Raw genomic sequence first — 24,068 nt, 5'->3', positions numbered from 1 at the left:
AATGAATCCTACTGAAGACATGTCCTTTATATCGCTGATCAGCGGCGCTAGTGTGCCTGTGCAGATCGTGATGGCATTGCTGTTGCTCACATCGCTGATCTCCTGGTGGTATATCTTCATCAAATTTTTCTCCATCCGCAGCGCAGATAATGAAGCCGAGGAGTTCGAGCGCGTATTCTGGAAGGGTGGCGATCTCAACCAGCTCTATGAGAGCGTGACATCGGGACGGCGCAGCACGCAGGGCCTTGCCAGTATCTTCGAGGCCGGCTTCAAGGAATATGCTCGCCTCAAGCGCCAGCCAAGCCTGGATGTCGGCGACGTGACGGAGGGCGCGCGCCGCGCAATGCGCGCCGCCTACAACCGCGAGATGGACGAGCTGGATTCCCACCTACCTTTCCTGGCTTCGGTCGGCTCGGTGAGTCCTTACATCGGTTTGTTCGGCACCGTGTGGGGCATCATGAACGCATTCCGTGGCTTGGCCAATATGGCCCAGGCCACCCTCTCCCACGTCGCGCCCGGGATTGCCGAAGCATTGGTCGCTACTGCGATCGGCCTGTTTGCCGCGATTCCCGCCGTGATTGCCTACAACCGCTTTACCGCCTCGGCCGACAGACTGGCCGTGCGTTACGAGAGCTTTATCGAAGAATTCACCAACATCCTGCAACGCAAAGCATAAGGAGGTTGTGATGAGCCGTCGCAAATCCCGCCGCCTGATGAACCAGATCAACGTCGTGCCCTACATCGACGTGACGCTAGTGCTGCTGGTGATCTTCATGGTCACGGCGCCCATGACCAATCCCGGCATTGTCGAGCTGCCGCAGGTCGGGCAGACGCTCAAGCAGGCCGCTGCGCCCATCGTCATCACCGTCAAGGCGGATGGCCGCGCCGAGATCGAAGGCAAGGTCATGGAACGCGACCAGCTGTTGTTTGAGGTTAAGACCCAGGTCGAGAAGAACCCGGAACGCGCCATTGTGATCGCTGCCGACAAGAACGTGCAATACGACAAAGTGGTGACCTTAATGGACAGCCTCAAGCAGTACAAGGTCGGTCTTCTGCTTAAGCCAGCCAGTTGATGCATGAAAAAACGTCGAGCAAACCCCTATAAAGCGCGTGCCGCTGCACTTTCGTTGTTCGTGCATCTGCTGTTGCTGGCGCTGCTTCTGGTGTCTTTTGAATGGAAGACGCAGCCGCCGGTAATGGTGGCCCAGGTCGAGCTCTGGGAGAGCCTGCCTGCCGACAATCCGGTGGTGAAGCCACCGCAGCCCCAGCCTGTTCCCGAGCCGCCAACACCTGAGCCTAAGCCGGCACCGCAGCCCGAACCCAAGCCTGAGCCAAAACCGGAACCCGCACCGGAGCCACAGGCAGAAATCCAGGTGAAGAAGGAACCGGAAAAGCCCAAGCCGCCAAAGCCAGAAAAAAAGCCGGAACCGAAGAAGCCCGAGAAGAAACCTGACCCCAAGAAGCCCGAGCCCAAAAAGCCGGTGCCCAAGAAAGAGGATAAGGTCAAGCTGGATGAGCTGAAGAAGCTGCAGCAGGAGCTGCTGGAAGAAAGTTCGCAGCCCGCGCCTGCGCAAAAGCAGGGGCCGACACAATTGGGTGCCAATGTGGCCAATCAGGGCGAAATTGACAAGTATCTGGGCCAAATTCGCGACAAGATTAGACGTAACGTGAATCGCCAGTTATGCGGGACAGGCAAGCCGGAGCTCGAGGTTGGTATCAGCCTGATGCCCACGGGAGAGGTGATAGGCGTGCCGCGCATATTGAAGAGTAGCGGCCTGCCGGCATGTGATGAAGCCATCGAAAGGGCGATCCTGCAGGCGCAGCCTTTACCGGTGCCGACGCAGCCCGACCTGTTTTCGAAGTTCCGTGACCTTAGGCTCAAATTCCGTCCCAATGAGGAAAATTAAATATGAGCATTATCATTTAATCATCATGAAGTAACATGCGCCCATAGCAAGTCTATAGGCGAGTTTGATAGAATGCGGGATGTATCGACACTGGGAACTTTGCGCTGTATTATTGCCCTAAATCCACATGAATAAATTACGCCTATTTCGCAGTTTCTTCGCTTTTCTCCTGCCATTCGGTATGGCGACTGGCGCCGCCCATGGTGCGCTTACCGTTGAAATTGTGGGTGGTGCCGCCCAGCAAATTCCGATTGCGGTCGTGCCTTTTGCCCAGCAGGGTGTCATTCCCGGCCAGCAGGATACGATTGCCAACGTCATAGGCGCCGATTTGCGCCGTAGCGGACTGTTTCGCGTACTAGAGACTCGCGGAGTGGCCAATCAGCCAAGTGATATCAGCCAGGTTAACTATCAGGACTGGGCTGCAATCCAGGCGCAAGCCCTGACCATCGGCAATATAGAAACGCTGCCCGGCAATCGCCTCAAGGTGTCTTTTAGGCTGCTGGATGTATACAAGCAAAGCCAGCTCGTAGGCATGGAATACAATATCACGCCGTCCCAGTTACGCCTGACTGCGCACAAGATCGCCGACGTGATTTATCAGAAGCTGACGGGCGAACAGGGTGTCTTTGCTACCCGTATCGCCTATGTCAGCAAATCAGGCGGTCGCTATGCACTGCAAGTGGCGGATTCCGATGGGTATAACCCGCAGACCGTCGTTTCTTCTGCAGAGCCCATTATTTCGCCCGTCTGGTCTCCTGATGGTACCAAGCTGGCTTACGTTTCGTTCGAAAAGAAAAAACCGATCATCTATGTGCAATCCCTGGTATCCGGGCAACGCACCGTCTTGGCGAATTTCAAGGGTAATAATAGTGCGCCTGCATGGTCGCCGGATGGAAAGCGCCTGGCGATTGTACTGACCCATGCAGCCAATTCTCAGATATATTCCATCAATGCCGATGGCACTGGCTTGCAACAATTGACGCGCACAACCGCGATCGACACTGAGCCGACATGGTCCCCAGATGGGCGCTATATCTACTTTACCTCGGATCGTGGGGGCAGCCCTCAAATCTATCGCATGCCTTCCAGTGGTGGCGAAGCCAGCCGCATGACGTTCGAAGGCAGTTATGTGGTGAGTCCGCGTCTCTCTCCGGATGGCAAGTCTCTTGCTTATATCCGCCGTGACGGTGGGCAGTTCAGGGTAGCTTTGCAGGATTTGCAGACCGGACAGGTGCAGGTGTTGAGTGATGGTCCCAAGGATGAGTCTCCCAGCTTTGCGCCAAATGGCCGCATGCTGCTGCATGCCACACGGGTAGGCGGGCGTGGCGCACTTGCAGCTGTATCTGCCGATGGTCGGGTCAAGCAACGTCTGAGTGAAAGTGGCGGTGATGTGCGAGAGCCTGCCTGGGGGCCGATCATCAGTCAGTAAAATTGAATTAGCAAGCAAGCTGCTGTAGAAATAGTCGTGATGAGTGTTGCTTGCCTGCTTTTGCAGTAATCAGCAAGTTTTGTTGTGTAGTAACAATTTATTGATGGTATGTCTTACATAATTTAAAGGAGAGAATAAAGTGAACAAGAATATCGTGATCAGTGTATTGCTTGCAGCCATGTTGGTCGCTTGCTCGAGCAAGGCTGTGAAAGAAACTCCACAGGCTGCCGTCGAAGACAAAAGCCCAGTTCCTGTTCAAAGCAGTACGAGCAGTAGCGAATCCGCCACCAGCGGTGTGTCTGATTCTTCCGTGGCCAGCAACCCATTGAAGGACCCCAATAACATCCTGTCCAAGCGCAATGTGTATTTCGATTTTGACAGCGACGCGATCAAAGCGGAGTTCCGTCCGTTAATAGAAGCTCATGCGCAATACCTGAACTCCAACAGTGGTGCCAAGGTATTCCTGCAAGGCAATACTGACGAACGTGGTACGCGTGAATACAACTTGTCGCTGGGACAACGTCGTGCCGTGGCCGTCAAGAAAGTGCTGAACTTGCTCGGCGTGCAGGACACTCAGATCGAGACCGTGAGTTTTGGCAAGGAAAAGGCCAATACCTCTTGCGTGGATGACACTTGCTGGCAGCAAGACCGCCGCGTAGAGTTTGTATATCAAGGCGAATAATTCATGATGCAGCGTTTACTGGTTCTGGTCGTCGTCGGTTGTCTCTCGCTGCCTCACATGGTGCAGGCAGCGCTGTTCGGCGATGATGAGGCAAGAAAGAAAATCGCTGATTTACAGGAGCAGGTTCAAGCCCAGAATCAGGAAACGCAAGCTGCATTGGCCGAGTTGAAGAAAAGCCAGCAAGCCCTGGAAGCAAGAAGCCAGGGCATGTTGGATTTAATGGCACAGATAGATAGGCTCAATCAGGAAATCAGCCGCCTCAGGGGCGAGCTTGAGGTTGTCAATCACAACATTGAAAATACGCAGCAGCGTCAGCGCGATTTGTATGCGGATACTGATAGTCGCTTGCGTAAACTGGAAGAAGGCGGTGTTCCGTCTGCCGTTCAGAGCGGTGCTGATGGAAATCATGCGCCCGCTGGTCCAAACAACAATGCCGATAATCCGGAAGCGCGAGATCTCGAAGCAGCGAGAGCACTTGCCGCATCTGGAAAATTCAAAGAGGCTTTTGATGCCTATGGCAAATTCCTTCAGACCTACCCGAGGTCAGCATTGGTCCCTGATGCATTGCTCGGCTTGGGCAGTGCACAGTTCTCGTTGAAAAACTATAAGGCTTCCATCAGTACTCAGCAGAAGCTTATTTCCCAACACCCGGAAAGCGACAAGGTGCCGGATGCCATGTTTAGCATCGCCAATAGCCAGATCCAGCTGTCAGATGTGGATGGTGCAAAAAAAACATTACGTGAGTTGTTGGATAAATTCCCTGACCATGAGCTGGCGCCAAGCGCCAAGCGTCGACTCAATGTGCTGGACTCAATCAAGTCCAGATAGTTTTCTCCGTGCTTCGTATCCATGAAATTTTCCACTCCCTGCAAGGGGAGTCGTCACGTGTAGGTCTGCCTACCGTTTTCGTACGCCTGACCGGCTGCCCAATGCGCTGTGTTTATTGCGATACTGAGTATGCATTCAAGGGTGGGAGCAATATGACCCTGGACCAGATCATGGAACAAGTCGCAAGTTATGGTGCGCGCTATGTTTGTGTGACTGGGGGAGAGCCACTGGCACAGAAAAAGCACTGTCTCGAGTTGTTGCGGCAGTTGTGCGATGCCGGCTATGAGGTGTCATTGGAAACTGGTGGCGCGATTGCCACGGATGGCGTGGATGAGAGGGTGGCGATCATCCTCGACATCAAGACACCGGATTCTGGCGAGGTTGCCAAAAACCACTGGGATAATCTGTCACGGCTCAAGCCCAATGATGAAGTCAAGATTGTGCTGTGCAGCCGCGCAGATTACGAATGGGCCAAGCAATTGCTTGCCGAGCACGCGTTAAATGAAAAATGTGCAGTGATTTTCTCACCGGTGTATAGCCAGGTAAAGCCTGCTGATCTGGCCGACTGGGTACTGGAGGATAGGCTACCTGTGCGTATGCAGGTGCAGTTGCACAAAATACTCTGGGGTGAGACACCCGGGAAATAGAATTTCTGACCGCAATCCATGCGGTAGTCACTGGAACCAATATATATGAGCAAGAAAGCCGTAGTGCTGTTGTCGGGCGGCCTGGACTCTGCCACTGTACTAGCCATAGCACGCCATCAGGGCTATGACGTCTATTGTCTTAGCCTGGATTACCAGCAGCGGCATCGCGCCGAGCTGCAAGCTGCCGATCGCGTCACCAAAGCGCTTGGTGCCGTAATGCATCGTACTGTGAAGCTTGATCTGTCGGTGTTCGGCGGCTCTGCGCTGACCGATGCCTCGATTGCAGTGCCGGAAGTGCCTAGCGAAGGCATTCCTGTAACCTACGTGCCTGCCCGCAACACGATCATGCTGTCCCTGGCGCTGGCATGGGCTGAGGTGCTGGAGGCGCGGGATATCTTCATTGGCGTGAATGCCCTGGATTATTCCGGCTATCCTGACTGCCGTGGAGAGTATGTGCACGCTTTCCAGGCCATGGCGAATCTTGCGACCAAGAGTGCAGTGGAGGGGCGAACAATCGCCATCCATGCGCCGCTGATTGATATGACCAAGGCTGATATCGTGACCCAGGGTACTTCCCTTGGTGTCGATTACAGTTTGACTGTTTCCTGTTACCAGGCGGATGACGAGGGCCGGGCATGTGGCGTATGCGATTCTTGTCGCTTGCGGCGCCAGGGCTTTGTTGCAGCAGGATTGGCCGACCCCACTCGGTATGCGCCGACGGCAGGTATTAGATGATTTACTTGCCAAGACCATAAAAAATAACGTAAAATCCGCGCCTTTCAGTCCAATCCAAAGAGAACAAGATTATGGTGATTATTCGTCTCGCCCGCGGTGGCGCGAAGAAAACTCCTTTTTATAGCGTTGTCGTCGCTGATTCCCGTAACCGTCGTGATGGTCGCTTCATTGAGCGTGTGGGCTTCTACAATCCGCTGGCGAAAGAAGGTCAAGAAGGTTTGCGCCTGAACAACGAGCGTATTGCTCACTGGCGTGATAACGGTGCTCAGCTGTCTGATACGGTTGCCCGCTTGGTTAAGCAAGCGCAAAAGTCTGCTTGATTTGAAAAGCCGCTGTGAAGGCGGTTCGTGCAAATTGTGAGTGAATTGGTCATTATGGGGCGCATCGTCGCCCCTTATGGCGTTTATGGCTGGGTCAAGGTCCAGCCGGCTACCGAGTATGTCGACAGCCTGTTTGATTATGGCCGTTGGATGCTGGGGCGTGGCGATCCGAAGCAACCTGAGCAATGGCAGTCATGCGAGGTCGAAAAGGCCAAGGTGCATAACGATTTGTTGCTGGTCAAGCTCCAAGGTATTGATGATCGCGACCAGGCATTTTCCTGCAAGGGCATGTATGTTGCCGTGTATCGGGATGAGTTGCCGGAGCCTGAAGAGGGTGAATATTACTGGTCCGACCTGATCGGTCTGCAGGTACGCAACCAACAAGAGGTGGATTTCGGCCAGGTGGTCGATGTATTTGCTACCGGTGCCAATGATGTCTTAGTGGTGAAGGGTGACCGTGAGCGGTTGGTGCCGTTTATCGGCCAGGTTGTACTGGAAGTGGATACCGACGGCAAGACGATGCTGGTGGATTGGGATCCGGAGTTTTGAGCGAGGCCAGTCATCTGCAGGAAAGGTGTGCCAGGCAATTTGACGTGGTGACCTTGTTCCCGGAAATGTTCGATGCGCTGACAAAGTTTGGTATCAGCGCCCGGGCTCAGGAACGCGGTATTTATGAGCTGGCGTTGTGGAACCCCAGGGATTTCACAACCGACAATTATCGCACCATCGACGATAGGCCATACGGTGGCGGCCCCGGCATGGTGATGCTGGCTGAACCGTTGGAAAAGGCGATTGCGGCGGCGAAAGTCCGCCAGCAGTCACGCGGTGTGGAGAACCCGCGAGTCATCCACCTCTCCCCGCAGGGCGTCCCGCTCAAGCATGAGCACGTGATGCAGTTGAAGGATGTACCCGGCCTGATATTACTGGCAAGTCGGTATGAAGGTGTAGATGAGCGTTTGCTGTCCACGCTGGTGGATGAAGAATATTCGATCGGCGACTATGTGTTGTCTGGCGGTGAAATTCCCGCCATGGCGATACTGGATGCGATTATCAGGCAGTTGCCCGGTAGCCTGGGCGATGCCGGGTCGGCAGAGGAAGACTCCTTTGCCGATGGTTTGTTGGATTGCCCGCATTACACCCGGCCAGAGGTGTACGCGGGGCAGAAGGTGCCGGAAGTATTGCTTTCTGGTAACCATGCAAAGATCAAGCGTTGGCGGTTGAAGCAATCGCTGGCGCGAACCCGGGCCAGGCGCCCGGATTTATTGGCCGCAAGGCCGTTGACGAAAGAGGAATCTCGGCTGCTCATGGAAATAGAGCAGGAACAAGATTCCCATAACTAAAAGGAAGCAAGACATGGCTGATATCATCAAGCAACTGGAACAGGAAGAAATTGCCCGCCTCGGCAAGACCATCCCTTCTTTCGCTCCTGGCGACACTGTCGTCGTCGGTGTGAATGTGGTTGAAGGTACACGTAAGCGTGTGCAGGCATACGAAGGTGTTGTAATTGCAATTCGCAACCGTGGCCTGAATTCCTCCTTCATCGTACGTAAAATCTCGTCCGGAGAAGGCGTGGAACGTACTTTCCAAACCTACTCCCCGCTGATCGCCAGCATCGAAGTGAAGCGCCGTGGTGACGTACGCCGCAGCAAGCTCTACTACTTGCGCGAGCGCTCAGGCAAGTCCGCTCGCATCAAGGAAAAGCTGCAACTGCGCGCTCCAAAGGAAACAAGCAGCGCAGAATAAGCACTTGCTTGTTGGCAGTGTACAAAAGCCCCGGCATCCGGGGCTTTTTCATTTTCGCTGATCCTGTGGGATCACGTTTGTGATCGTGCTGTTTTGTTCTATCATCGCTATATGGAGATCAAACCACCCCCTTCCTTCGATGCCGTCGTCACAGCGCCGTTCGGTGCGATAGGGATCCATGTGTCAAACGATTACGTGACGGGCATACGCCTGCTTTCCGAACAGCAGCGGGCATTTTGCAGCGCCAATCCTTTCGTTCAGCATGTCGCCCGGCAAGTCGGGCAATATCTGCAAGATGCTGCCTCGCCGCTTGATTTTCCTTACCTGCTACAGGGCACCTTGTTTCAGAAGCGGGTGTGGCAGGTGATGTCCACGATTCCGCTTGGCCAGGCGTGGACATATGGAGACCTGGCGGAGCGGGTGAAGTCTGGTCCGCGTGCGGTTGCCAATGCCTGCGGCGCCAATCACCTGACCTTGGTGATTCCCTGCCATCGCATCGTCGCCAAAGGGGGTCTGGGCGGATTCATGCAGGGAGATGTCAAGGGTCTGGAGATCAAGCGCTGGTTGCTGCAGCACGAGCGGGCCGATGGATACCATTGATGCACTGCTAGACAATTTCATCGACCATTTATGGCTGGAAGACGGCTTGGCAAAGAATACCTTGACCAGTTATCGCCAGGATCTGGCTGCATTTGCCGCCTGGCTGCAACAGACCAGGCGCAGGGCTATGTTGGAGGCTGGCCCGGAGGATATCCAGGGCTTCATCGCGTTCCGCTTTCCACAAAGCCAGCCGCGTAGCATCAGCCGCCTGGTTGCCAGCCTGCGCAGATTTTACCGCTTCGCCTTGCGTGAGTCCTATATCAGCGCAGATCCGAGTATTCACATCGAATCGCCGAAACTTCCGCGCTCCCTGCCCAAGAGCCTGAGTGAGGATGAGGTAGAGCGATTGATCAATGCGCCTGATACCAATACCAATCTCGGCTTGCGCGACCGCGCCATGCTGGAAACGCTCTATGCGACAGGATTGCGGGTTTCCGAGCTCGTCGGCATGCATGTTACCGAATTGAGTCTGACGGATGGTGTGGTTCGCATCACAGGCAAGGGCAGCAAGACGCGGCTGGTGCCGCTGGGTGAGCAAGCGGTGGAGTGGTTGGCACGCTACCTGCAGGAAGGTCGGCCATCAATCTTGCAGCAGCGCCTGAGTGACCACCTGTTCGTGACTCAGCGTGGCGAGGGTATGACGCGCCAGGCATTCTGGTATCTTATCAAGCGGTATGCCGCCATTGCCGGTATCCAGGCTTCCCTGTCTCCCCACGTACTGCGCCATGCCTTTGCCACTCACCTACTTAACCACGGCGCCGACCTGCGCGTGGTGCAGATGCTGCTGGGTCATGCAGACATCTCCACTACGCAGATTTATACCCATGTCGCGCGCGAGCGCTTGAAGCGATTGCATCAACAACATCATCCACGAGGATGATAACCGCGGCCTGAATGATGTATTGGCGACCAAAATCCATGTCCGCTGTCATTAGGCAGCGGATGCTACAGATACATTTAAATACTTAGTGGATCACGCGATCCGGTATTGGGTGTTTGTTGTCTGTGTAAAGCCGCAGGCAGTCCTGGTTGTTCATGGATGGTTGCCATGAGGCAGTTTTTCTCCCCGCTCTATCACCACTCCCAACGCTTTCAGCCCAGGCAATATGCCAGGTTTGGCGACGCGCAGCTTGACCCAGGGGGCACCGAATTCATGCATGATGAGTTGGCAGACATGTTCTGCCAGTGCTTCGACCAGCTTGAATGAGCGCTCTGCCAGTGTTTCTCGAATGCGCGAGACGACTACGCCGTAATCGATGGTGTCGCTGATGTCGTCGGTCTGGCAGGAGCTGCTGTCGGGCATGGCAATTTCAATGTCAAGGATGATCGTTTGCGCTGCGAGGCGTTCCCAGTCGGGCACGCCGAGATGGGTTTGTACCTTGACTTCGCTGAGAAAAATAATATCCATATGGGCGGGATCCTGCTTTAGGGCTTGAGGGCTGATAGAATACGGCAACGCAATTTTAATCCAATCCTTATGAATAACGCAGTTTTCGTCATCGCCGCCTACCTGCTCGGCTCAATTTCTTTCGGTATCTTGGTGAGCAAAGCCTTCGGCCTGCCGGATCCACGTACCGTCGGCTCGGGAAATCCCGGTGCGACTAACGTATTGCGCAGCGGCAAGAAGCTGGCTGCCTTGCTGACATTACTGGGGGATGCGGCCAAGGGCTGGCTGCCGGTTTGGCTTGCACAATACTATGCGCTGCCGGTGGGGGTGGTGTGCTGGGTTGCAGTGGCGGTATTCCTGGGGCACTTGTATCCGGTGTTCTACCGCTTCAAGGGCGGCAAGGGTGTGGCAACCGCATTAGGCGTATTGCTGGCATTCTCCCCGCTGTTGGCAGGCCTAGCCTTGCTGAGCTGGATTGTGGTATTTGCATTGACGCGTTTTTCATCATTGGCCGCGTTGACTGCCGCAGCCTTGGCACCTGGTTTTGCCTGGCTCCTGCTGCCACAGATTGGCTACATCATTGTCGTGTTTGTGCTGTCGTTATTGTTGATCTGGCGCCACCGCAGCAATATTCGCAAATTGCTGGATGGCAGTGAGGCTGGATTCGGCAAGAAGTCCTGAGTGCGCTAAGCGCGTTTTTTACGGCTTGTTCAGTTCCGCCAGGTCCCAGCGCGGCCGCACGGTGAAGCTGTGGTTGCCTTGCTTGGCGTGTTGCATGCGCATGGCGCCAGCAAATGCGATCATGGCGCCATTGTCGGTACAGAATTCCAGCCTCGGATAATGCACTTGGTATTGCCTGCGCTTGGCTGCCATATTGAGGCGTTCGCGCAGCCGGGCATTGGCGCCTACTCCGCCCGAGACGATTAATTGATTTAAACCGGTGTTGCGCAGGGCGGCCATGCATTTCTTGGTGAGTACTTCCGTGACGGCTTCCTGAAATTCGTAGGCAATATTGGCGCGCGCAGTTTCGTCGAGTGCGTCGCCATATTGGTTGACCAGTGTGAGCACCGCCGTCTTGAGGCCGCTGAAGCTGAAATTGAGGTCCCCGCTGTTCAGCATGGGGCGAGGCAATTGACAGGCACCGGGCTGTCCCTGGTTTGCCAGCCTCGAAACCGCGGGGCCGCCGGGGTAGCTGAGGCCGAGCAGCTTGGCGGTTTTGTCGAACGCTTCCCCGGCGGCATCGTCCAGGGTGTCGCCCAGCAACTCATAGTCGCCGATCGCGGACACGCGCATAAGTTGGGTATGTCCGCCTGATACCAACAAGGCTACGAATGGAAATGCCGGTGGATCGGGCTCAAGCAACGGGGCGAGTAAATGGCCTTCGAGATGGTGGACGCCGATGGTCGGAAGGTCGAGGCTGAATGCCAGGGATTCGGCAATGCTGGTGCCGACCAGCAGGGCGCCCGAGAGGCCAGGCCCCTGGGTGTAGGCGATGCCATCCAGGTCGGCCAATGATTTTCCTGCTTGCTCCAATACATGCTGGGTCAGTGGTAATGTCCGGCGAATATGGTCGCGGGAAGCTAATTCTGGCACCACGCCGCCGTATGCGGCATGCATGTCGATCTGGGAGTGCAATGCATGGGCGAGCAAGCCTCGTTCCGTGTCGTACAAGGCTAGGCCGGTTTCATCGCAGGAAGATTCAATGCCAAGAATTAACATAAGTTTCAGGATAATGTTGATAAATCAATAATGAGGCGCTAGAATAGCAAACTTTTTCACCCTTTCTCAAAGGTAAAGTGATTTAAATGTCTAGCGTACGTGTAAAAGAGAACGAGCCGTTTGATGTGGCTCTGCGCCGTTTCAAGCGCATGATTGAAAAAACTGGCCTTCTGACCGACTTGCGCGCTCGTGAGTACTATGAAAAGCCTACATGGGAGCGCAAGCGTAAGGCTGCTGCTGCTGTTAAGCGTCACTACCGCCGTATCCGCAGCCAGACTCTGCCTACCAAGCTTTACTAAGCCTAAGGTAGGGTTGCTGTGACAATTAAGGCGAGAATCGCCGAGGATATGAAAGCCGCGATGCGTGCAAAGGATAGTGCGCGCCTCGGGGCTATTCGTCTTTTACAGGCGGCGATCAAGCAGCGCGAGGTGGATGAGCGTATCGAGCTGGATGATGGCCAGGTGATTGAGGCGATCGAGAAGATGCTCAAGCAGCGTAGAGACTCGATCGCTCAGTATGAGGCTGCCAACCGGCATGATCTGGCGGATGTAGAGAAGTTTGAAGTGACCGTGCTGAAAACCTATTTGCCTGAAGCATTGTCCGAGGAAGAGGTGAATGCCATCCTGGATGATGTGATTGCTGAAACCGGCGCTGCCAGCATCAAGGATATGAGCAAGGTAATGGCTGCGATCAAGCCCAAAGTGGTGGGGCGTGCCGATATGGGCAAGATTTCAGGATTGATCAAGTCCAAACTTGCTGCGTGAACTGAAGCTTGACGATGTTGAAAAAGGAGCTGCAAGCTCCTTTTTTGCTTTTGGATTCAGTTTGGGTTTAGGCTATTATTTTCATTCATGATTCCTGATTCCTTCATTCAAGAGCTGCTTAATCGCGTCGATATTGTGGATGTGATTGACCGCAGCGTCCCCTTGAAGAAGGCAGGGGCCAATTACTCCGCCTGTTGCCCATTTCATAACGAGAAATCCCCTTCTTTCACCGTCAGTCCGACCAAGCAGTTCTATCATTGTTTTGGTTGCGGTGCGCATGGCTCCGCCATTGGCTTTGTCATGGAGTACCAGGGAATCAGCTTTGTCGAGGCGGTGCACGAGCTGGCCAAATCGGTTGGCATGATCGTGCCCCAGGAGTCGCGGCCTGAAGATGTGGTACGAGCAAAGGTAATCCCCGGCTTGCAGGAAGTGATGCAGCAAGCGGCGGATTATTACAGGGCGGAGCTGAAGAAGTCGCCGCGTGCCATCGAGTATCTCAAGGGGCGCGGCTTGAGTGGTCAAGTGGCTGGCCGCTTCCAGATTGGTTATGCGCCTGCGGGCTGGCAGAATCTGCAGGCCGTGTTTGCGGATTACCGGCACGAAGTGCTGCAAACAGCCGGGTTGGTGATTGAGAATGAGCAGGGGCGCTGCTATGACCGTTTCCGCGACCGTATCATGTTTCCTATTCATGGCCAGAAGGGGCAGGTCATCGGTTTCGGTGGCAGGGTGCTGGAGAGTGCTGATGCTGGGGCGAAGTACTTGAATTCGCCAGAAACCCCCTTATTTCAGAAAGGGCAAGAGCTTTATGGCCTTTTCCTGGCGCGACGTGCCATTCGCGAAGCAGGCCGTGCGCTAGTGGTCGAAGGGTACATGGATGTCGTGGCGCTGGCGCAATATGGCATCGATTATGCGGTGGCTGCCCTGGGTACGGCTACGACACCGGCTCATATCGCCAAGCTCATGCGCCAGACGGATGAGATTGTGTTTTGCTTTGATGGAGATAGCGCAGGCCGGGGCGCAGCCTGGCGTGCTGCAATGAATGCATTGCCTGTGCTCAAGGATGGGCTGCGGCTTAGCTTTTTATTCTTGCCGGCTCAGCATGATCCGGATAGCTATGTGCGCGAATTTGGCAAACAAGCGTTTGAGGACTTAATGGCACAGGCAATGCCCTTGTCGCAATATCTTATTCAGGAGCTGAGTGCTAATAATCGCCTGCAATCGCAGGAAGACAAGGTACAGTTCCTTAACGAGGCAGAGCCCATCCTAAAGCAGATACAAGCGCCGCGACTGGCATTGTTATTGCGTAAGCGCATAGCGGAGCTGGCGGATATCTCGAGTGATGAAATGCGTCGTATGGTCAAATTGCCGGAAACTAATCGCCAGCAGACACGGTCTGCTCCCAAGCAGGCACGCGTTACGATGTCATTACAACGCAGATTTACGCTGATGGCTATCATGCGCCCGCATTTGGTGCAGGAAGGCGATCAGCAATGGATGACTGGCTCTACCGATGAAGATGAGATGGTGCGCCAAGTTGTTAAACTTGCACTGGAAAGTCCCGATGCCAAGCCCGTGGCGATACTGCATGGGCTTGAGTCGGTAGTGAATGCCAGGCTTTTACCTGATTTGCAGCGTGATTTGCATTTGCTGGATGAAAGCCTGGACTTTGAGTTGGAGTTTGATGGTGTGCGCAGGCAATTGAAAGACATGTACCTGCAACGCCAAAAAGCCTCTGCAGTGGATAGGCTCAAGGAAAAAAACCTGAGCCAGCTCACGGAAGAGGAGCGCGAGTTGCTGAAGTCCATTGGCACTCGCTGAATTGGCAGCGACAGGCTGCAAAACTGCTGAAAATTGCAGTTGTTTTTAAGGTATAATCTAGGGTTTTTCGTACTCAACCGCAGTTCGATGGGGTCAAGCATGGCTAAAGAGCAACAGAATGACAATGTAAACGATAAAGCCGATATTACACTGAATGACGCAGATATACGTCGCACGCGGTTAAAGTCCCTGATTATCCTGGGTAAGGAGCGCGGATACCTCACTTACGCAGAAATTAACGATCACCTGCCGGATGATGTACAGGATTCCGAGCAGATCGACAGCATCATCGGCATGATCAACGACATGGGCATCCAGGTCTATGAAGAGGCGCCCGACGCCGAAGCATTGCTGATGTCCGATGTACCAGCACCAGTTGCTGACGAGGATGCCGTTGAGGAAGCCGAGCAGGCCCTTTCTACGGTGGATTCCGAGTTTGGCCGCACCACTGACCCGGTGCGCATGTACATGCGGGAAATGGGTACGGTCGATCTGTTGACCCGTGAGGGCGAAATCGAGATTGCCAAGCGGATAGAAGACGGCCTCAAGCATATGGTGCAAGCTATTGCCGCCTGTCCCAGTACCATTGCCGAATTATTGGCCATGGTGGATCAGGTTGAGAAGGGCGAGTTGGGGGTCGATGATCTGGTCGATGGCCTGATTGATGCTGACGATGGTCTTGGTGCCGAAATCGTGGCTGAAGAAGCTGCTGATGCTGGAGATGTGGCTGAAGACGCCGACGAGGAGGACGAAGAAGACGATGATGGTGCCAAGGCGGCAGCGATCTCGGCAGAAGCACTTGCAAGGCTTCGCGAGGAAGTGCTGACGCGATTTGCCGTCATCCGTAGCGCTCATGAGAAGATGACCGTGCTTTTGGCAAGCAAGGGTTCTCAGGACAAAGAGTATCTCAAGCTGCAGGCTACGATTATTGAAGAGCTGATGGCATTCCGCTTTTCAGCCAAGCAGGTTGAGGCATTGTGTGACCGTGTGCGTGGCATGGTAGAAGAGATCCGTAGCCATGAACGTAAAATCATGGACTTCTGCGTCGAAAAGGCCGGTATGCCGAGGGCGCATTTCATTAAGAGCTTCCCGGGCAACGAGGGCAATCCAGAGTGGTTGGCTGCGGAACTTGCCGTCAACAAACCGTATGTTGAGCGTCTTGAGCGATTCAGGCACTCGATCGATGACCAGCAGCAACAATTACTTGCCATTCAAGAGCGTGTGGGTATTCCCATCAGGGAGCTCAAGGAAATCAACAAGCAGATGTCCACAGGCGAGGCACGGGCGCGTCGTGCCAAGCGCGAGATGATCGAGGCCAACTTGCGTCTCGTGATTTCTATCGCCAAGAAATACACCAACCGTGGCCTGCAATTCCTTGACCTGATTCAGGAAGGCAATATCGGTTTGATGAAGGCGGTAGACAAGTTCGAATACCGTCGTGGTTACAAGTTCTCTACATATGCCACATGGTGGATTCGCCAGGCAATCACACGCTCGATCGCAGATCAGGCGCGTACTATTCGCATTCCTGTGCACATGATCGAGACGATCAACAAGATGAATCGCATCAGCCGCCAGATCCTGCAGGAAACCGGCTTGGAGCCAGATCCAGCCACCCTTGCGGAAAAAATGGAGATGCCGGAAGATAAGATCCGCAAAATCCTCAAGATTTCCAAGGAGCCTATCTCCATGGAAACCCCAATTGGAGATGACGACGATTCCCACTTGGGTGATTTCATCGAGGATGTCGCAACACTTGCTCCCGTGGATGCCGCCGTATACGCAAGCTTGCGTGATGCCACCAAAGAAGTGTTAGAATCGCTGACCGCAAGGGAGGCCAAGGTGTTGCGCATGCGGTTCGGTATTGAGATGAATACCGACCACACCCTGGAAGAGGTTGGCAAACAATTCGATGTCACCCGCGAACGTATCCGTCAAATTGAGGCCAAGGCGCTACGCAAACTGCGCCATCCAACCCGCTCAGAACGCCTGCGCAGTTTCCTCGAAACTGGCAACGACTAAGCGGCTACAGTTTCAGGGCCTCTAGCTCATGCATGGTTAGAGCAGCGGACTCATAATCCGTTGGTGCCCGGTTCGACTCCGGGGAGGCCCACCATAGAATCAAGGGGTTACGTTAATTCGTAACCCCTTTTTTGTATCAGCCGTTATTTTTAAAAAGGTGGTAATGTTATCCGGTAATGATGCGTACTTTCTGCACTAACCAGGTAGGTAATGCATCAGCTTTCGTAGGAAACCAATAATCTTTTCTTTTTGTGCATCGCTCCCTCATGTCTAATCTCCTACTATTAGGGTGATTGGCCCCAAATTTCTGGGTGACCTAGTCTGGGAAGGCGTCGCCTAAATCATGAGTAAGCTAGGCACATTAACTCTGATGTTTAAGAATGATGGGAGTCCGTAGATACCTACACTGTAATAGCTTTCTATTGATGTGATGCTGGAGCATTGAATAAAAATAATTTGTCCGCTGACTCATTCACTGCTATCACGGCAGGGTGAGTCGCTCGCTTTGGTACTGAAATGGCATAGAAATGCTGAGTAAACTCGTTAGTGTCGGCGATCTTGATAACGTTATATTCCTGTTCAATTTCATGTGCTATCACGGATGAAACAGTAAAAAAGCCTGCTCCCGCTGTACCAAAAGCTTTCATGAGGGCGCTATCGTCAAATTCCCCGACGATATTGGGGGTAATGTGCTGTTCATTCAGCCAGCGCATGATCTGTCCTTGGAGAAGGCTATCCTCTCCCATGACCAACATGGGGGCCCGGTGTAAGCGCTCTGGAAATTGACCGGGGTATTTCATTGCCAGCTCTTTAGTAGCAAAGAAAGCTGTGCCACTTTCCCCAAGTTTTCGGCTGATGCCCGTAATATTGACTTCACTCGGCATGGGTCGGTCTGCCAGCACGATATCCAGTTTATGAATCGCCAATTGGGCAAGCAGGGTTTCGAAGTTGTCTTCCCGGCATACGATGCGAATGGGGTCTTCTAATTCCATCGCAGCGGATAGCAGGTGATAGGCGATGGATTTAGGGACGAATTCAGCAATCCCGACATTAAACACCCTAGGACGTTTTTTTGGCTGATGTTGTAGGGTTTCCTCCAACATGCTGCCAATTTCAAAAATGCGTTCGGCATAAGGAAGGGCGAGCCGACCAGCATCAGTCAATTCCAGCCCGCGTCCAGCGCGTTGCAATAAAGTCACATTCAAGTCAGCTTCAAGTAGTGAAATCTGCCCGCTGAGTGTTTGTGGAGTGACGCCCAATTGTTCGCTGGCCTTAACTAAGCTGCCGGCTTTGGCCACGGCCCAGAAATAGCTGAGTTGCTTATAATTCATAATTTCTCCCGAATGAGGAATGCTGGCATCACTTCGATTTTCCCGAAGTATTGATCAGGGAACAATATGTTTTTCTGTTTGTCTATGACTAGTAAGATGTGAACCATTGCAAGACACAATATTAATTAATTCATTATTCAGGAGAAGATCATCATGAAAAAGACAGTTGCAATGTTAGGTTTGGTACTTGCTGCTTCCTGGGGCGCTGTTGCTCAGGCAGAAGAGCATAATGCAGCATTGTTCGATCATCAGGTGCTGGCCGCAGCGGCCATCAATCCTAACCGCCTGGCTACCGATGCACGTGTTGCGGAGTCTTCTGCCGTGATTACTCATAAGGATGTGGTGCAGTCCCGCAACAATCGTCCTCACTTCAGGCACCACTTCAATGTGAACCGTATCGACACAAGCGGAATCAGTGCTGATCGCCTTGCCGGGAAGAAGTTTGTCTATGTGACTCATCCCAAGCATCATTTCAAGGTCAAGCGCTATGTCGGTGGTATGCAGTAAGCTGTAGCGCGAGTCTCGACCAATCCTGGTAGTCGGTGATACCAGGAAGCCACTCCCTAAAACTAAGTTTTAGGGAGTATTTTTTTTGTTTTTGATAGCTTATGGATGAGCGAGTATTGACGGGCATTGTCGCCAATATGTTCTTCTCCTCGTTGGCGCGCAATTTCAATTTGTCTTTGCCTTTCGGCAATTCTGGCGCGTTTCTCAGCTGACATTCTGTCATAGCAGCGCGGACAGGAAATACCTTTCACGTATTTCGAGGAGGCCATATCTGCAGCAGAAATGGGGTGCCGACATGCGAAGCACTGGTCATAATCCCCGACTTGCAGGCCGTGCTTCACAGCTACCCGCTGGTCAAAAACAAAACATTCGCCTTCCCAAAGGCTTTCCTCTTCAGGAATGGTTTCCAGATACTTCAGAATGCCGCCTTGCAAGTGGTATACCTCTTTAAATCCTTGTTCCAGCATATACGAGCTGGCTTTTTCGCAGCGAATGCCACCCGTGCAGAACATGGCGACTTTCTTGTTTTTCGCAGGATCAAGATTCTTGCGGACAAATTCGGGAAACTGGCGGAAGGTCGTGGTTGCAGGGTCAATCGCGCCCTTGAATGTACCGATCTCGTATTCATAATTATTGCGCGTGTCGATGACAACGACATCCGGATCCGAGATCAAGGTGTTCCAGTCTTCCGGCTTGACATAGGTTCCCACTTTCTTATTTGGGCTGATGCCGGGTACACCCAGGGTCACGATTTCCTTTTTCAACCGCACTTTCATGCGATAAAACGGCATTTCATCAGCGAAGGATTCCTTGTGATCAATGTCGACCATACGTGAATCCTGCCGCAAGTAAGTTAACAGCGCATCAATAGCGGCGCGGCTACCAGCGACAGTACCGTTGATGCCTTCCTCAGCCAGCAATAAGGTGCCCTTGATGCCTTGGGCGTTGCATAAGGCTAGTAAGCCGGGTTGGAGCTCTTGGTAATCAGGAAGGCTAACAAACTTGTATAAAGCAGCGACAACAATCTGGGGCACGGTGCACACTCACGAAATCACAGGCAAATTAATGGATGATCAAGACACTTTGCAATGAGCATTTGCGTGTCAAAGCATCGTATTTTAAATAAAATTCCATAAATTTCATATGGTTATTGTGTTGTAATTTTGCAACTGAACATAAATTTTACTTGTAATGATAACTTTTACTATTTATATTCCACCAATTCTATTTTTGTAAATGGATGTAAAGGGATATCTGTGCAAATTTCTAGTAAGAAAAAAACTATTCATTTTCAACGCGTTACCACTGCGGTAGCACTGGCATTTGCGGGGGCTTCACACGCGGCTGAAGAGGGAGGTGCGCTGCCGGAAGTGAGCGTGTCTGCAAAGAAGGAGGCTTCATACAAGGTTGATAGGGTGTCTTCTCCCAAATTTACCGAACCGCTTTTGGATACACCGAAATCCATTACGGTCGTGAACGAAGAGTTGATCCAGGCACGTGGGTTGATGTCCCTGACCGATATATTGCGCACTACTCCTGGTGTGACACTTGGTTCAGGTGAGGGTGGGACGCCAATGGGTGACCGCCCTTTCATCCGAGGCTATGAAGCGAGTACCGACTTGCAGATAGACGGTATCCGTCAGGTTGGACGTTTCTCCCATGAGATTTTTAATCTCGAGTCCGTGGAGATCATTAAGGGGCCTGGCTCCATGCAGAATGGTCGTGGTTCCACTGGCGGTGTCATCAATATGGTGACCAAGAAGCCGAAAGCAGAAAACTTTACCAGCGCTGGCGTTACCTGGGGTACCGACCAGACTAAGCGTTTTACGGTTGATACCAACTGGCTACTCGGCGATGAGGCGGCCTTGCGCATCAATCTGGTGCACCACGATGCCAACGTAGCGGGGCGTGAAGCGGTAGAGCTGGAACGCAAAGGCATTGCAGCTGCGCTGGCGTTAGGCTTGAATACCTCCACGCGTGCCAATGTCAGCTTCTATCATTTTGAATCTGACGATACGCCGGACCTGGGCTTACCATTCAGTGCCGGTGGTGCGTTGAGAACACCACCTCGTGTCGACCGGGACAATTTCTATGGGCTGAAGAACCGGGATTTCCGTGAGCAAAATGCTGATCAGATTACCTTGAGGCTGGAGCATGATTTTGATCATGGATTTACATTGCGTAATACTACGATGTATACCCGTACTACCAACCAGTACATAATGACTAGGCCATCATTCGCTAATGCGGCAGCATTTGCTAATGGAATCGTGGATCAGAGTATTCGTGGAAGTCGTAGGCTGACCGAGGGTATGCTTAATCAAACTGACTATTTCGGTAGCGTAGAGCTGTTTGGTATGAAGCATAACATTTCTACTGGTATAGAAATAAGCAAGGAGGAGCTTTCGTCAGGGGGCTATCAGACAGCAACGGGGGGTAATACGAATGCTGCTGGGACGACTACGGATCTTTACAACCCTAACCCTTATGCCCCCTTCCCCGGGGGACCTTTCCGTAGGACGGACTATGGTGATCCATTCAAATATAATACGCGCGCTTGGTATGCAAGCGACACGATACATTTCAATGAACAATGGCAAGCGAATGTAGGAATCCGTTTGGATCATTATCGCGTTGTTGATACCAGCGATCCTACAGTGCATCGCAAAGATAGAATGTTCAATTACACCTTGGGTCTGTTGTATAAGCCTGCGCCTAATGGCAGTGTATATTTCAATCTGGGAACGTCATCCAATCCTACTGGTGAGACGGCTGGACAAAGCGGAGGGGCTGATGGTGTAGCCGGTGGTCGCCTGACTGCTGCGAATATGAATGTGGCGCCTGAAAGAACCAGGGCGGTTGAGCTTGGAACCAAGTGGGATGTGTTTAATAACAGGCTGTCCTTGACCGCTGCAATTTTCGAGACCAAAAAGACTGACGCGCGTGCGGCGGATCCTACAACTGGCGAGGTCGCTTTGGTAGGCGATAATAGCGTCAAGGGTATCGATCTGGGTGCTGCGGGCAACATTACTGATAAATGGTCGGTATGGGGCGGAGTGGTATTCATGGATCCTGTGCTTGATAAGTTTGCAGCCAATACAACAAGTGATTATTCTGGCAATCAGAGCAAGTTCATCGCCAAGCGTTCTGGTTCATTGTGGACCATGTATAAGGTGACGCCGAAGTTTTCTGTGGGAGGCGGTGCAATTTATGCAGGAAAGCGTTATCTCGACGATGCCAACACCATGTTTTTCGATTCCACATGGCGCTGGGACGCATCGGCAACTTATGAGGTCAACCAGAAGCTGTCGTTGCGCCTGAATGTGTTGAACCTGACGGACGAGCGCATTTACGATGCGTCGCACGTTGGTATCTTTGCTGTGATGGCGCCGGGCCGTTCTGCACTGTTGAATGCTACTTATCATTTCTAGACTATTGAGATAGTTTGGGCTTGACGAAATCCCTGTCAGAATACTCTGGCGGGGATTTTTGTTTCAATGAATGAGAAATCAATATGCTGATTGAAATTCCGGAAGTATTGACCAAGGAACAGGTAGCGCAGTGCCGGCAGCTGATGGATGCTGCGGAGTGGGTGGATGGCAATGTCACGTCCGGCAGCCAGTCTGCGTTGGCCAAGAATAACATGCAGCTGCCAGAGGGTTCTCCTGTGGCGCGGCAGGTGGGAGATTTGATCCAGGATGCGCTGGGAATGAGTCCACTGTTCATCTCTGCAGCTTTGCCGTTGAAGGTATTTCCCCCCTTGTTCAACCGCTATGAAGGGGGGCAGGCATTTGGTACGCATGTGGATAATGCGATTCGCCAGTTGCGCGGCACCAATTTCCGTATCCGAAGCGACCTTTCGGCGACCTTGTTTTTTTCCGAGCCTGAAGATTATGACGGCGGCGTACTGACGATAGAGGATACGTTCGGCATTCAGGAGGTGAAGTTACCGGCCGGACATATGGTGCTGTACCCTTCCAGTAGTTTGCATCATGTCACGCCTGTCACACGCGGAGTGAGGGTATCGTCGTTTTTCTGGATGCAAAGCATGATCCGCGATGATGCGCAGCGTACGTTATTGTTCCAGCTGGACGGCAGCATTCAGGCCATCGGCGCCGAGCGCGGAGCCGGGGATCCTGAAGTGATCCGCCTGACGGGCGTGTACCATAATCTTTTAAGAATGTGGGCAGACAGCTAGGCACATTGCCATGCCACGGGATTAGATTGCCAAGGGGGAAGTGTCGGTGGGCATGTAAGGCATGATGTGTTGTGCAGGACAGGGTGGCACAGCCCGGAATCGTTCCCAATTATTAAAGAATCAAGTTTTATCAATATGTCATGCCGCTCCTTGTATATGGTTATGCTGCAAGCGAGAGGCGATCTGGCGCAAAAAATTCATGGTGATGTCGGGTTCGCTCCGTAGCAGGGTCTCAATGTTTTCAGCGCTCATCACCACGACGCTGGCGGTATCCGATGTCACGATGGCATCCGCAACCCTGGGAGTTTGGGTGAGGAAAGCCATTTCGCCAAAATAATCTCCAGCGTTGAGTTCGCGCAAGAGTTTCCCTCCGACCATGAGCTTGACCTGCCCAGACACAAGATAATAAAGATCATGGCAGCTGTCATTTGCCTTGAAAATATACTCACTGCGCTGGAATGTCTTGCCATAGCGCTCCATCAGCTCTTCCAGATAGGTTTCCTTGTCATCCGGCATCTGGCCGAACAGCCCGCGCAGCAATAACACATCTTTTTTATGCAGTATGGAAACCAGCGTGGTACCAAGCATGAACACCACAAAGGTGTAGTAAAGCCAGGCAATTGAGATGAACAGGTTTTTCATGCCGCCAAACACAGCACCATACGCCGGATTGATGGATAGAAACAGACTAAAGGCCGGGCGCATGGCAAGCCACAGCAGGGCAGTGATCGCTGCGCCAATCACAATATGGGAATGTTGTAGGCGTAATGGAAAATAAACGCGGTAGAACATGGCAATCAATAAAGTGGTGAGCGCGATGGAAATCGCTGAGTTGATGTATCTGGAATAGCTGGTATGCGGCTCCAGCACATGCATCACTTTTTCTATGCCCAGTCCAAGAATGGTGAACAGGAAAAACATCAGCAATATACCCAGTACGCCCAGAATGTCCTTGATCTGGCGACGCATGAAGGAAGGTTTTTCCTGAACGCCCGCAATGGTGTAAAAGGCTGAGCGCAGCGCTCCTGCCAGCGGGACAGCCAGCCAGAACATGGCGATGAAACCGAAGACGCCCCAGGCTGCCTTGTGCTGAGAGGCATTGTAGACTTCCACCATGATGCGATTACTGAGGTTCGGTACCAGGTTGCTGACGATGATCGCCAGTTTGACGGTAGCGGAGTTGGATGACACCACCAGGTGGCTCAAGAGAAAAAACATGAGCACGATCAGCGGAATCAAGGCAAACATGGCGTAAAACGACAGCGATGCGGACATCCCGAACCCATTATGAACCTGGAAGCTGTTCAGCGTTTCGCGTAGCACGAAGAACGGGGTGCTATAGCGGTGGCGCGCGTAAGCGCGACGAGACTTATGCAGCGCCGGGTGGCTGCCCAGATGCTTGACCTTGGAGAGGTTGAGTGCCAAGAGTAT

General features: G+C 52.9%; 27 protein-coding genes and 1 tRNA gene. 23 read left to right on the top strand and 5 right to left on the bottom strand.

Annotated elements, in window-relative coordinates; translation table 11 throughout:
- Position 1 precedes the first annotated feature (1 nt).
- The 14 genes from tolQ (at position 2) to xerD (ending at position 9,771) form a co-directional block, all read left to right on the top strand.
- On the top strand, positions 2 to 676 hold the full coding sequence (gene tolQ / locus MFLA_RS11965; RefSeq protein WP_011480562.1) for a protein TolQ: 675 nt from the start codon (positions 2 to 4) through the stop codon (positions 674 to 676).
- 10 nt (positions 677 to 686) lie between these two features.
- Positions 687 to 1,073 carry a biopolymer transporter ExbD gene (locus MFLA_RS11960; RefSeq protein WP_011480561.1) on the top strand — a complete coding sequence of 129 codons (387 nt, stop codon included), beginning with the start codon at positions 687 to 689 and terminating at the stop codon, positions 1,071 to 1,073.
- A gap of 3 nt (positions 1,074 to 1,076) precedes the next feature.
- Positions 1,077 to 1,907 carry an energy transducer TonB gene (locus MFLA_RS11955; protein ID WP_011480560.1) on the top strand — a complete coding sequence of 277 codons (831 nt, stop codon included), beginning with the start codon at positions 1,077 to 1,079 and terminating at the stop codon, positions 1,905 to 1,907.
- A 127-nt stretch (positions 1,908 to 2,034) separates the two neighbouring features.
- Entirely contained in the window at positions 2,035 to 3,336 is a 1,302-nt protein-coding gene (gene tolB / locus MFLA_RS11950) for a Tol-Pal system beta propeller repeat protein TolB (protein WP_048811729.1), read from the top strand.
- A gap of 139 nt (positions 3,337 to 3,475) precedes the next feature.
- The gene (gene pal, locus MFLA_RS11945) at positions 3,476 to 4,018 is read left to right on the top strand and encodes a peptidoglycan-associated lipoprotein Pal (RefSeq protein ID WP_011480558.1); all 543 of its coding nucleotides are present in this window, start codon (positions 3,476 to 3,478) and stop codon (positions 4,016 to 4,018) included.
- A 3-nt stretch (positions 4,019 to 4,021) separates the two neighbouring features.
- Positions 4,022 to 4,846 carry a YbgF trimerization domain-containing protein gene (locus MFLA_RS11940; RefSeq protein WP_011480557.1) on the top strand — a complete coding sequence of 275 codons (825 nt, stop codon included), beginning with the start codon at positions 4,022 to 4,024 and terminating at the stop codon, positions 4,844 to 4,846.
- A gap of 8 nt (positions 4,847 to 4,854) precedes the next feature.
- A complete protein-coding gene (gene queE / locus MFLA_RS11935) occupies positions 4,855 to 5,493 on the top strand; it encodes a 7-carboxy-7-deazaguanine synthase QueE (protein WP_011480556.1) in 639 nt (212 codons plus the stop codon).
- Positions 5,494 to 5,538: 45 nt separating this feature from the next.
- The gene (gene queC, locus MFLA_RS11930) at positions 5,539 to 6,228 is read left to right on the top strand and encodes a 7-cyano-7-deazaguanine synthase QueC (RefSeq protein ID WP_011480555.1); all 690 of its coding nucleotides are present in this window, start codon (positions 5,539 to 5,541) and stop codon (positions 6,226 to 6,228) included.
- Positions 6,229 to 6,299: 71 nt separating this feature from the next.
- Positions 6,300 to 6,548, top strand: coding sequence for a 30S ribosomal protein S16 (rpsP, locus tag MFLA_RS14695; protein WP_011480554.1), 249 nt, complete (start codon positions 6,300 to 6,302; stop codon positions 6,546 to 6,548).
- Between the two features lie 54 nt (positions 6,549 to 6,602).
- Positions 6,603 to 7,097: a ribosome maturation factor RimM gene (rimM, locus tag MFLA_RS11920; protein ID WP_011480553.1), complete on the top strand. Its 495-nt coding sequence runs from the start codon at positions 6,603 to 6,605 to the stop codon at positions 7,095 to 7,097.
- Positions 7,094 to 7,888, top strand: coding sequence for a tRNA (guanosine(37)-N1)-methyltransferase TrmD (gene trmD / locus MFLA_RS11915; protein ID WP_011480552.1), 795 nt, complete (start codon positions 7,094 to 7,096; stop codon positions 7,886 to 7,888). Before rimM ends, trmD begins: the two co-directional genes overlap by 4 nt.
- A gap of 13 nt (positions 7,889 to 7,901) precedes the next feature.
- On the top strand, positions 7,902 to 8,291 hold the full coding sequence (gene rplS, locus MFLA_RS11910) for a 50S ribosomal protein L19 (protein WP_011480551.1): 390 nt from the start codon (positions 7,902 to 7,904) through the stop codon (positions 8,289 to 8,291).
- Between the two features lie 111 nt (positions 8,292 to 8,402).
- Positions 8,403 to 8,891: a methylated-DNA--[protein]-cysteine S-methyltransferase gene (locus tag MFLA_RS11905; RefSeq protein WP_048811727.1), complete on the top strand. Its 489-nt coding sequence runs from the start codon at positions 8,403 to 8,405 to the stop codon at positions 8,889 to 8,891.
- Entirely contained in the window at positions 8,878 to 9,771 is an 894-nt protein-coding gene (xerD, locus tag MFLA_RS11900) for a site-specific tyrosine recombinase XerD (protein ID WP_048811726.1), read from the top strand. Before MFLA_RS11905 ends, xerD begins: the two co-directional genes overlap by 14 nt.
- Before the next feature lie 153 nt (positions 9,772 to 9,924).
- Here xerD and folB read toward each other — a convergent pair whose 3' ends face one another.
- On the bottom strand, positions 9,925 to 10,299 hold the full coding sequence (gene folB, locus MFLA_RS11895) for a dihydroneopterin aldolase (RefSeq protein WP_011480548.1): 375 nt from the start codon (positions 10,297 to 10,299) through the stop codon (positions 9,925 to 9,927).
- A 69-nt stretch (positions 10,300 to 10,368) separates the two neighbouring features.
- On the opposite strand from folB, the gene plsY reads away from it, so the two are divergent.
- Complete coding sequence (gene plsY, locus MFLA_RS11890; protein ID WP_011480547.1) at positions 10,369 to 10,959, top strand: glycerol-3-phosphate 1-O-acyltransferase PlsY; 591 nt, start codon at positions 10,369 to 10,371, stop codon at positions 10,957 to 10,959.
- Between the two features lie 18 nt (positions 10,960 to 10,977).
- On the opposite strand, the gene tsaD is transcribed toward plsY, so the two are convergent.
- Positions 10,978 to 11,997 (bottom strand): tRNA (adenosine(37)-N6)-threonylcarbamoyltransferase complex transferase subunit TsaD, encoded by a 1,020-nt coding sequence (gene tsaD, locus MFLA_RS11885; protein ID WP_011480546.1) that lies wholly within the window; start codon positions 11,995 to 11,997, stop codon positions 10,978 to 10,980.
- A gap of 86 nt (positions 11,998 to 12,083) precedes the next feature.
- Here tsaD and rpsU point away from each other — a divergent pair, with 86 nt between their 5' ends.
- The 5 genes from rpsU to MFLA_RS11860 all read left to right on the top strand — a co-directional run bounded on the left by rpsU (position 12,084) and on the right by MFLA_RS11860 (position 16,695).
- Positions 12,084 to 12,296, top strand: a complete 213-nt coding sequence (rpsU, locus tag MFLA_RS11880; protein ID WP_011480545.1) for a 30S ribosomal protein S21 — start codon at positions 12,084 to 12,086, stop codon at positions 12,294 to 12,296.
- A gap of 18 nt (positions 12,297 to 12,314) precedes the next feature.
- Positions 12,315 to 12,761 carry a GatB/YqeY domain-containing protein gene (locus MFLA_RS11875; protein ID WP_011480544.1) on the top strand — a complete coding sequence of 149 codons (447 nt, stop codon included), beginning with the start codon at positions 12,315 to 12,317 and terminating at the stop codon, positions 12,759 to 12,761.
- 87 nt (positions 12,762 to 12,848) lie between these two features.
- Positions 12,849 to 14,579, top strand: coding sequence for a DNA primase (dnaG, locus tag MFLA_RS11870; protein ID WP_011480543.1), 1,731 nt, complete (start codon positions 12,849 to 12,851; stop codon positions 14,577 to 14,579).
- Between the two features lie 99 nt (positions 14,580 to 14,678).
- Positions 14,679 to 16,601 carry an RNA polymerase sigma factor RpoD gene (gene rpoD, locus MFLA_RS11865; protein WP_048811725.1) on the top strand — a complete coding sequence of 641 codons (1,923 nt, stop codon included), beginning with the start codon at positions 14,679 to 14,681 and terminating at the stop codon, positions 16,599 to 16,601.
- Positions 16,602 to 16,616: 15 nt separating this feature from the next.
- A tRNA-Ile gene (locus tag MFLA_RS11860) sits at positions 16,617 to 16,695 on the top strand.
- 325 nt (positions 16,696 to 17,020) lie between these two features.
- On the opposite strand, the gene nhaR is transcribed toward MFLA_RS11860, so the two are convergent.
- Complete coding sequence (nhaR, locus tag MFLA_RS11855) at positions 17,021 to 17,932, bottom strand: transcriptional activator NhaR (protein WP_011480541.1); 912 nt, start codon at positions 17,930 to 17,932, stop codon at positions 17,021 to 17,023.
- A 153-nt stretch (positions 17,933 to 18,085) separates the two neighbouring features.
- On the opposite strand from nhaR, the gene MFLA_RS11850 reads away from it, so the two are divergent.
- Positions 18,086 to 18,439, top strand: coding sequence for a hypothetical protein (locus MFLA_RS11850; protein ID WP_011480523.1), 354 nt, complete (start codon positions 18,086 to 18,088; stop codon positions 18,437 to 18,439).
- Positions 18,440 to 18,501: 62 nt separating this feature from the next.
- On the opposite strand, the gene MFLA_RS11845 is transcribed toward MFLA_RS11850, so the two are convergent.
- A complete protein-coding gene (locus MFLA_RS11845) occupies positions 18,502 to 19,473 on the bottom strand; it encodes a rhodanese-related sulfurtransferase (RefSeq protein WP_011480540.1) in 972 nt (323 codons plus the stop codon).
- Positions 19,474 to 19,602: 129 nt separating this feature from the next.
- On the opposite strand from MFLA_RS11845, the gene MFLA_RS11840 reads away from it, so the two are divergent.
- Positions 19,603 to 21,870 carry a TonB-dependent receptor gene (locus tag MFLA_RS11840; RefSeq protein ID WP_195742000.1) on the top strand — a complete coding sequence of 756 codons (2,268 nt, stop codon included), beginning with the start codon at positions 19,603 to 19,605 and terminating at the stop codon, positions 21,868 to 21,870.
- A gap of 83 nt (positions 21,871 to 21,953) precedes the next feature.
- Positions 21,954 to 22,637 (top strand): Fe2+-dependent dioxygenase, encoded by a 684-nt coding sequence (locus MFLA_RS11835; protein ID WP_011480538.1) that lies wholly within the window; start codon positions 21,954 to 21,956, stop codon positions 22,635 to 22,637.
- A 138-nt stretch (positions 22,638 to 22,775) separates the two neighbouring features.
- Here the strand turns inward: MFLA_RS11835 and MFLA_RS11830 are convergent, their stop codons facing one another.
- Positions 22,776 to 24,062, bottom strand: coding sequence for a YhjD/YihY/BrkB family envelope integrity protein (locus tag MFLA_RS11830; RefSeq protein ID WP_011480537.1), 1,287 nt, complete (start codon positions 24,060 to 24,062; stop codon positions 22,776 to 22,778).
- Positions 24,063 to 24,068: the final 6 nt, after the last annotated feature.

The organism is Methylobacillus flagellatus KT (assembly GCF_000013705.1).
Lineage (GTDB): Bacteria > Pseudomonadota > Gammaproteobacteria > Burkholderiales > Methylophilaceae > Methylobacillus > Methylobacillus flagellatus.
Note: the sequence above shows the minus strand (reverse complement) of the source record. Positions and strands in the feature narration are given on the sequence as shown.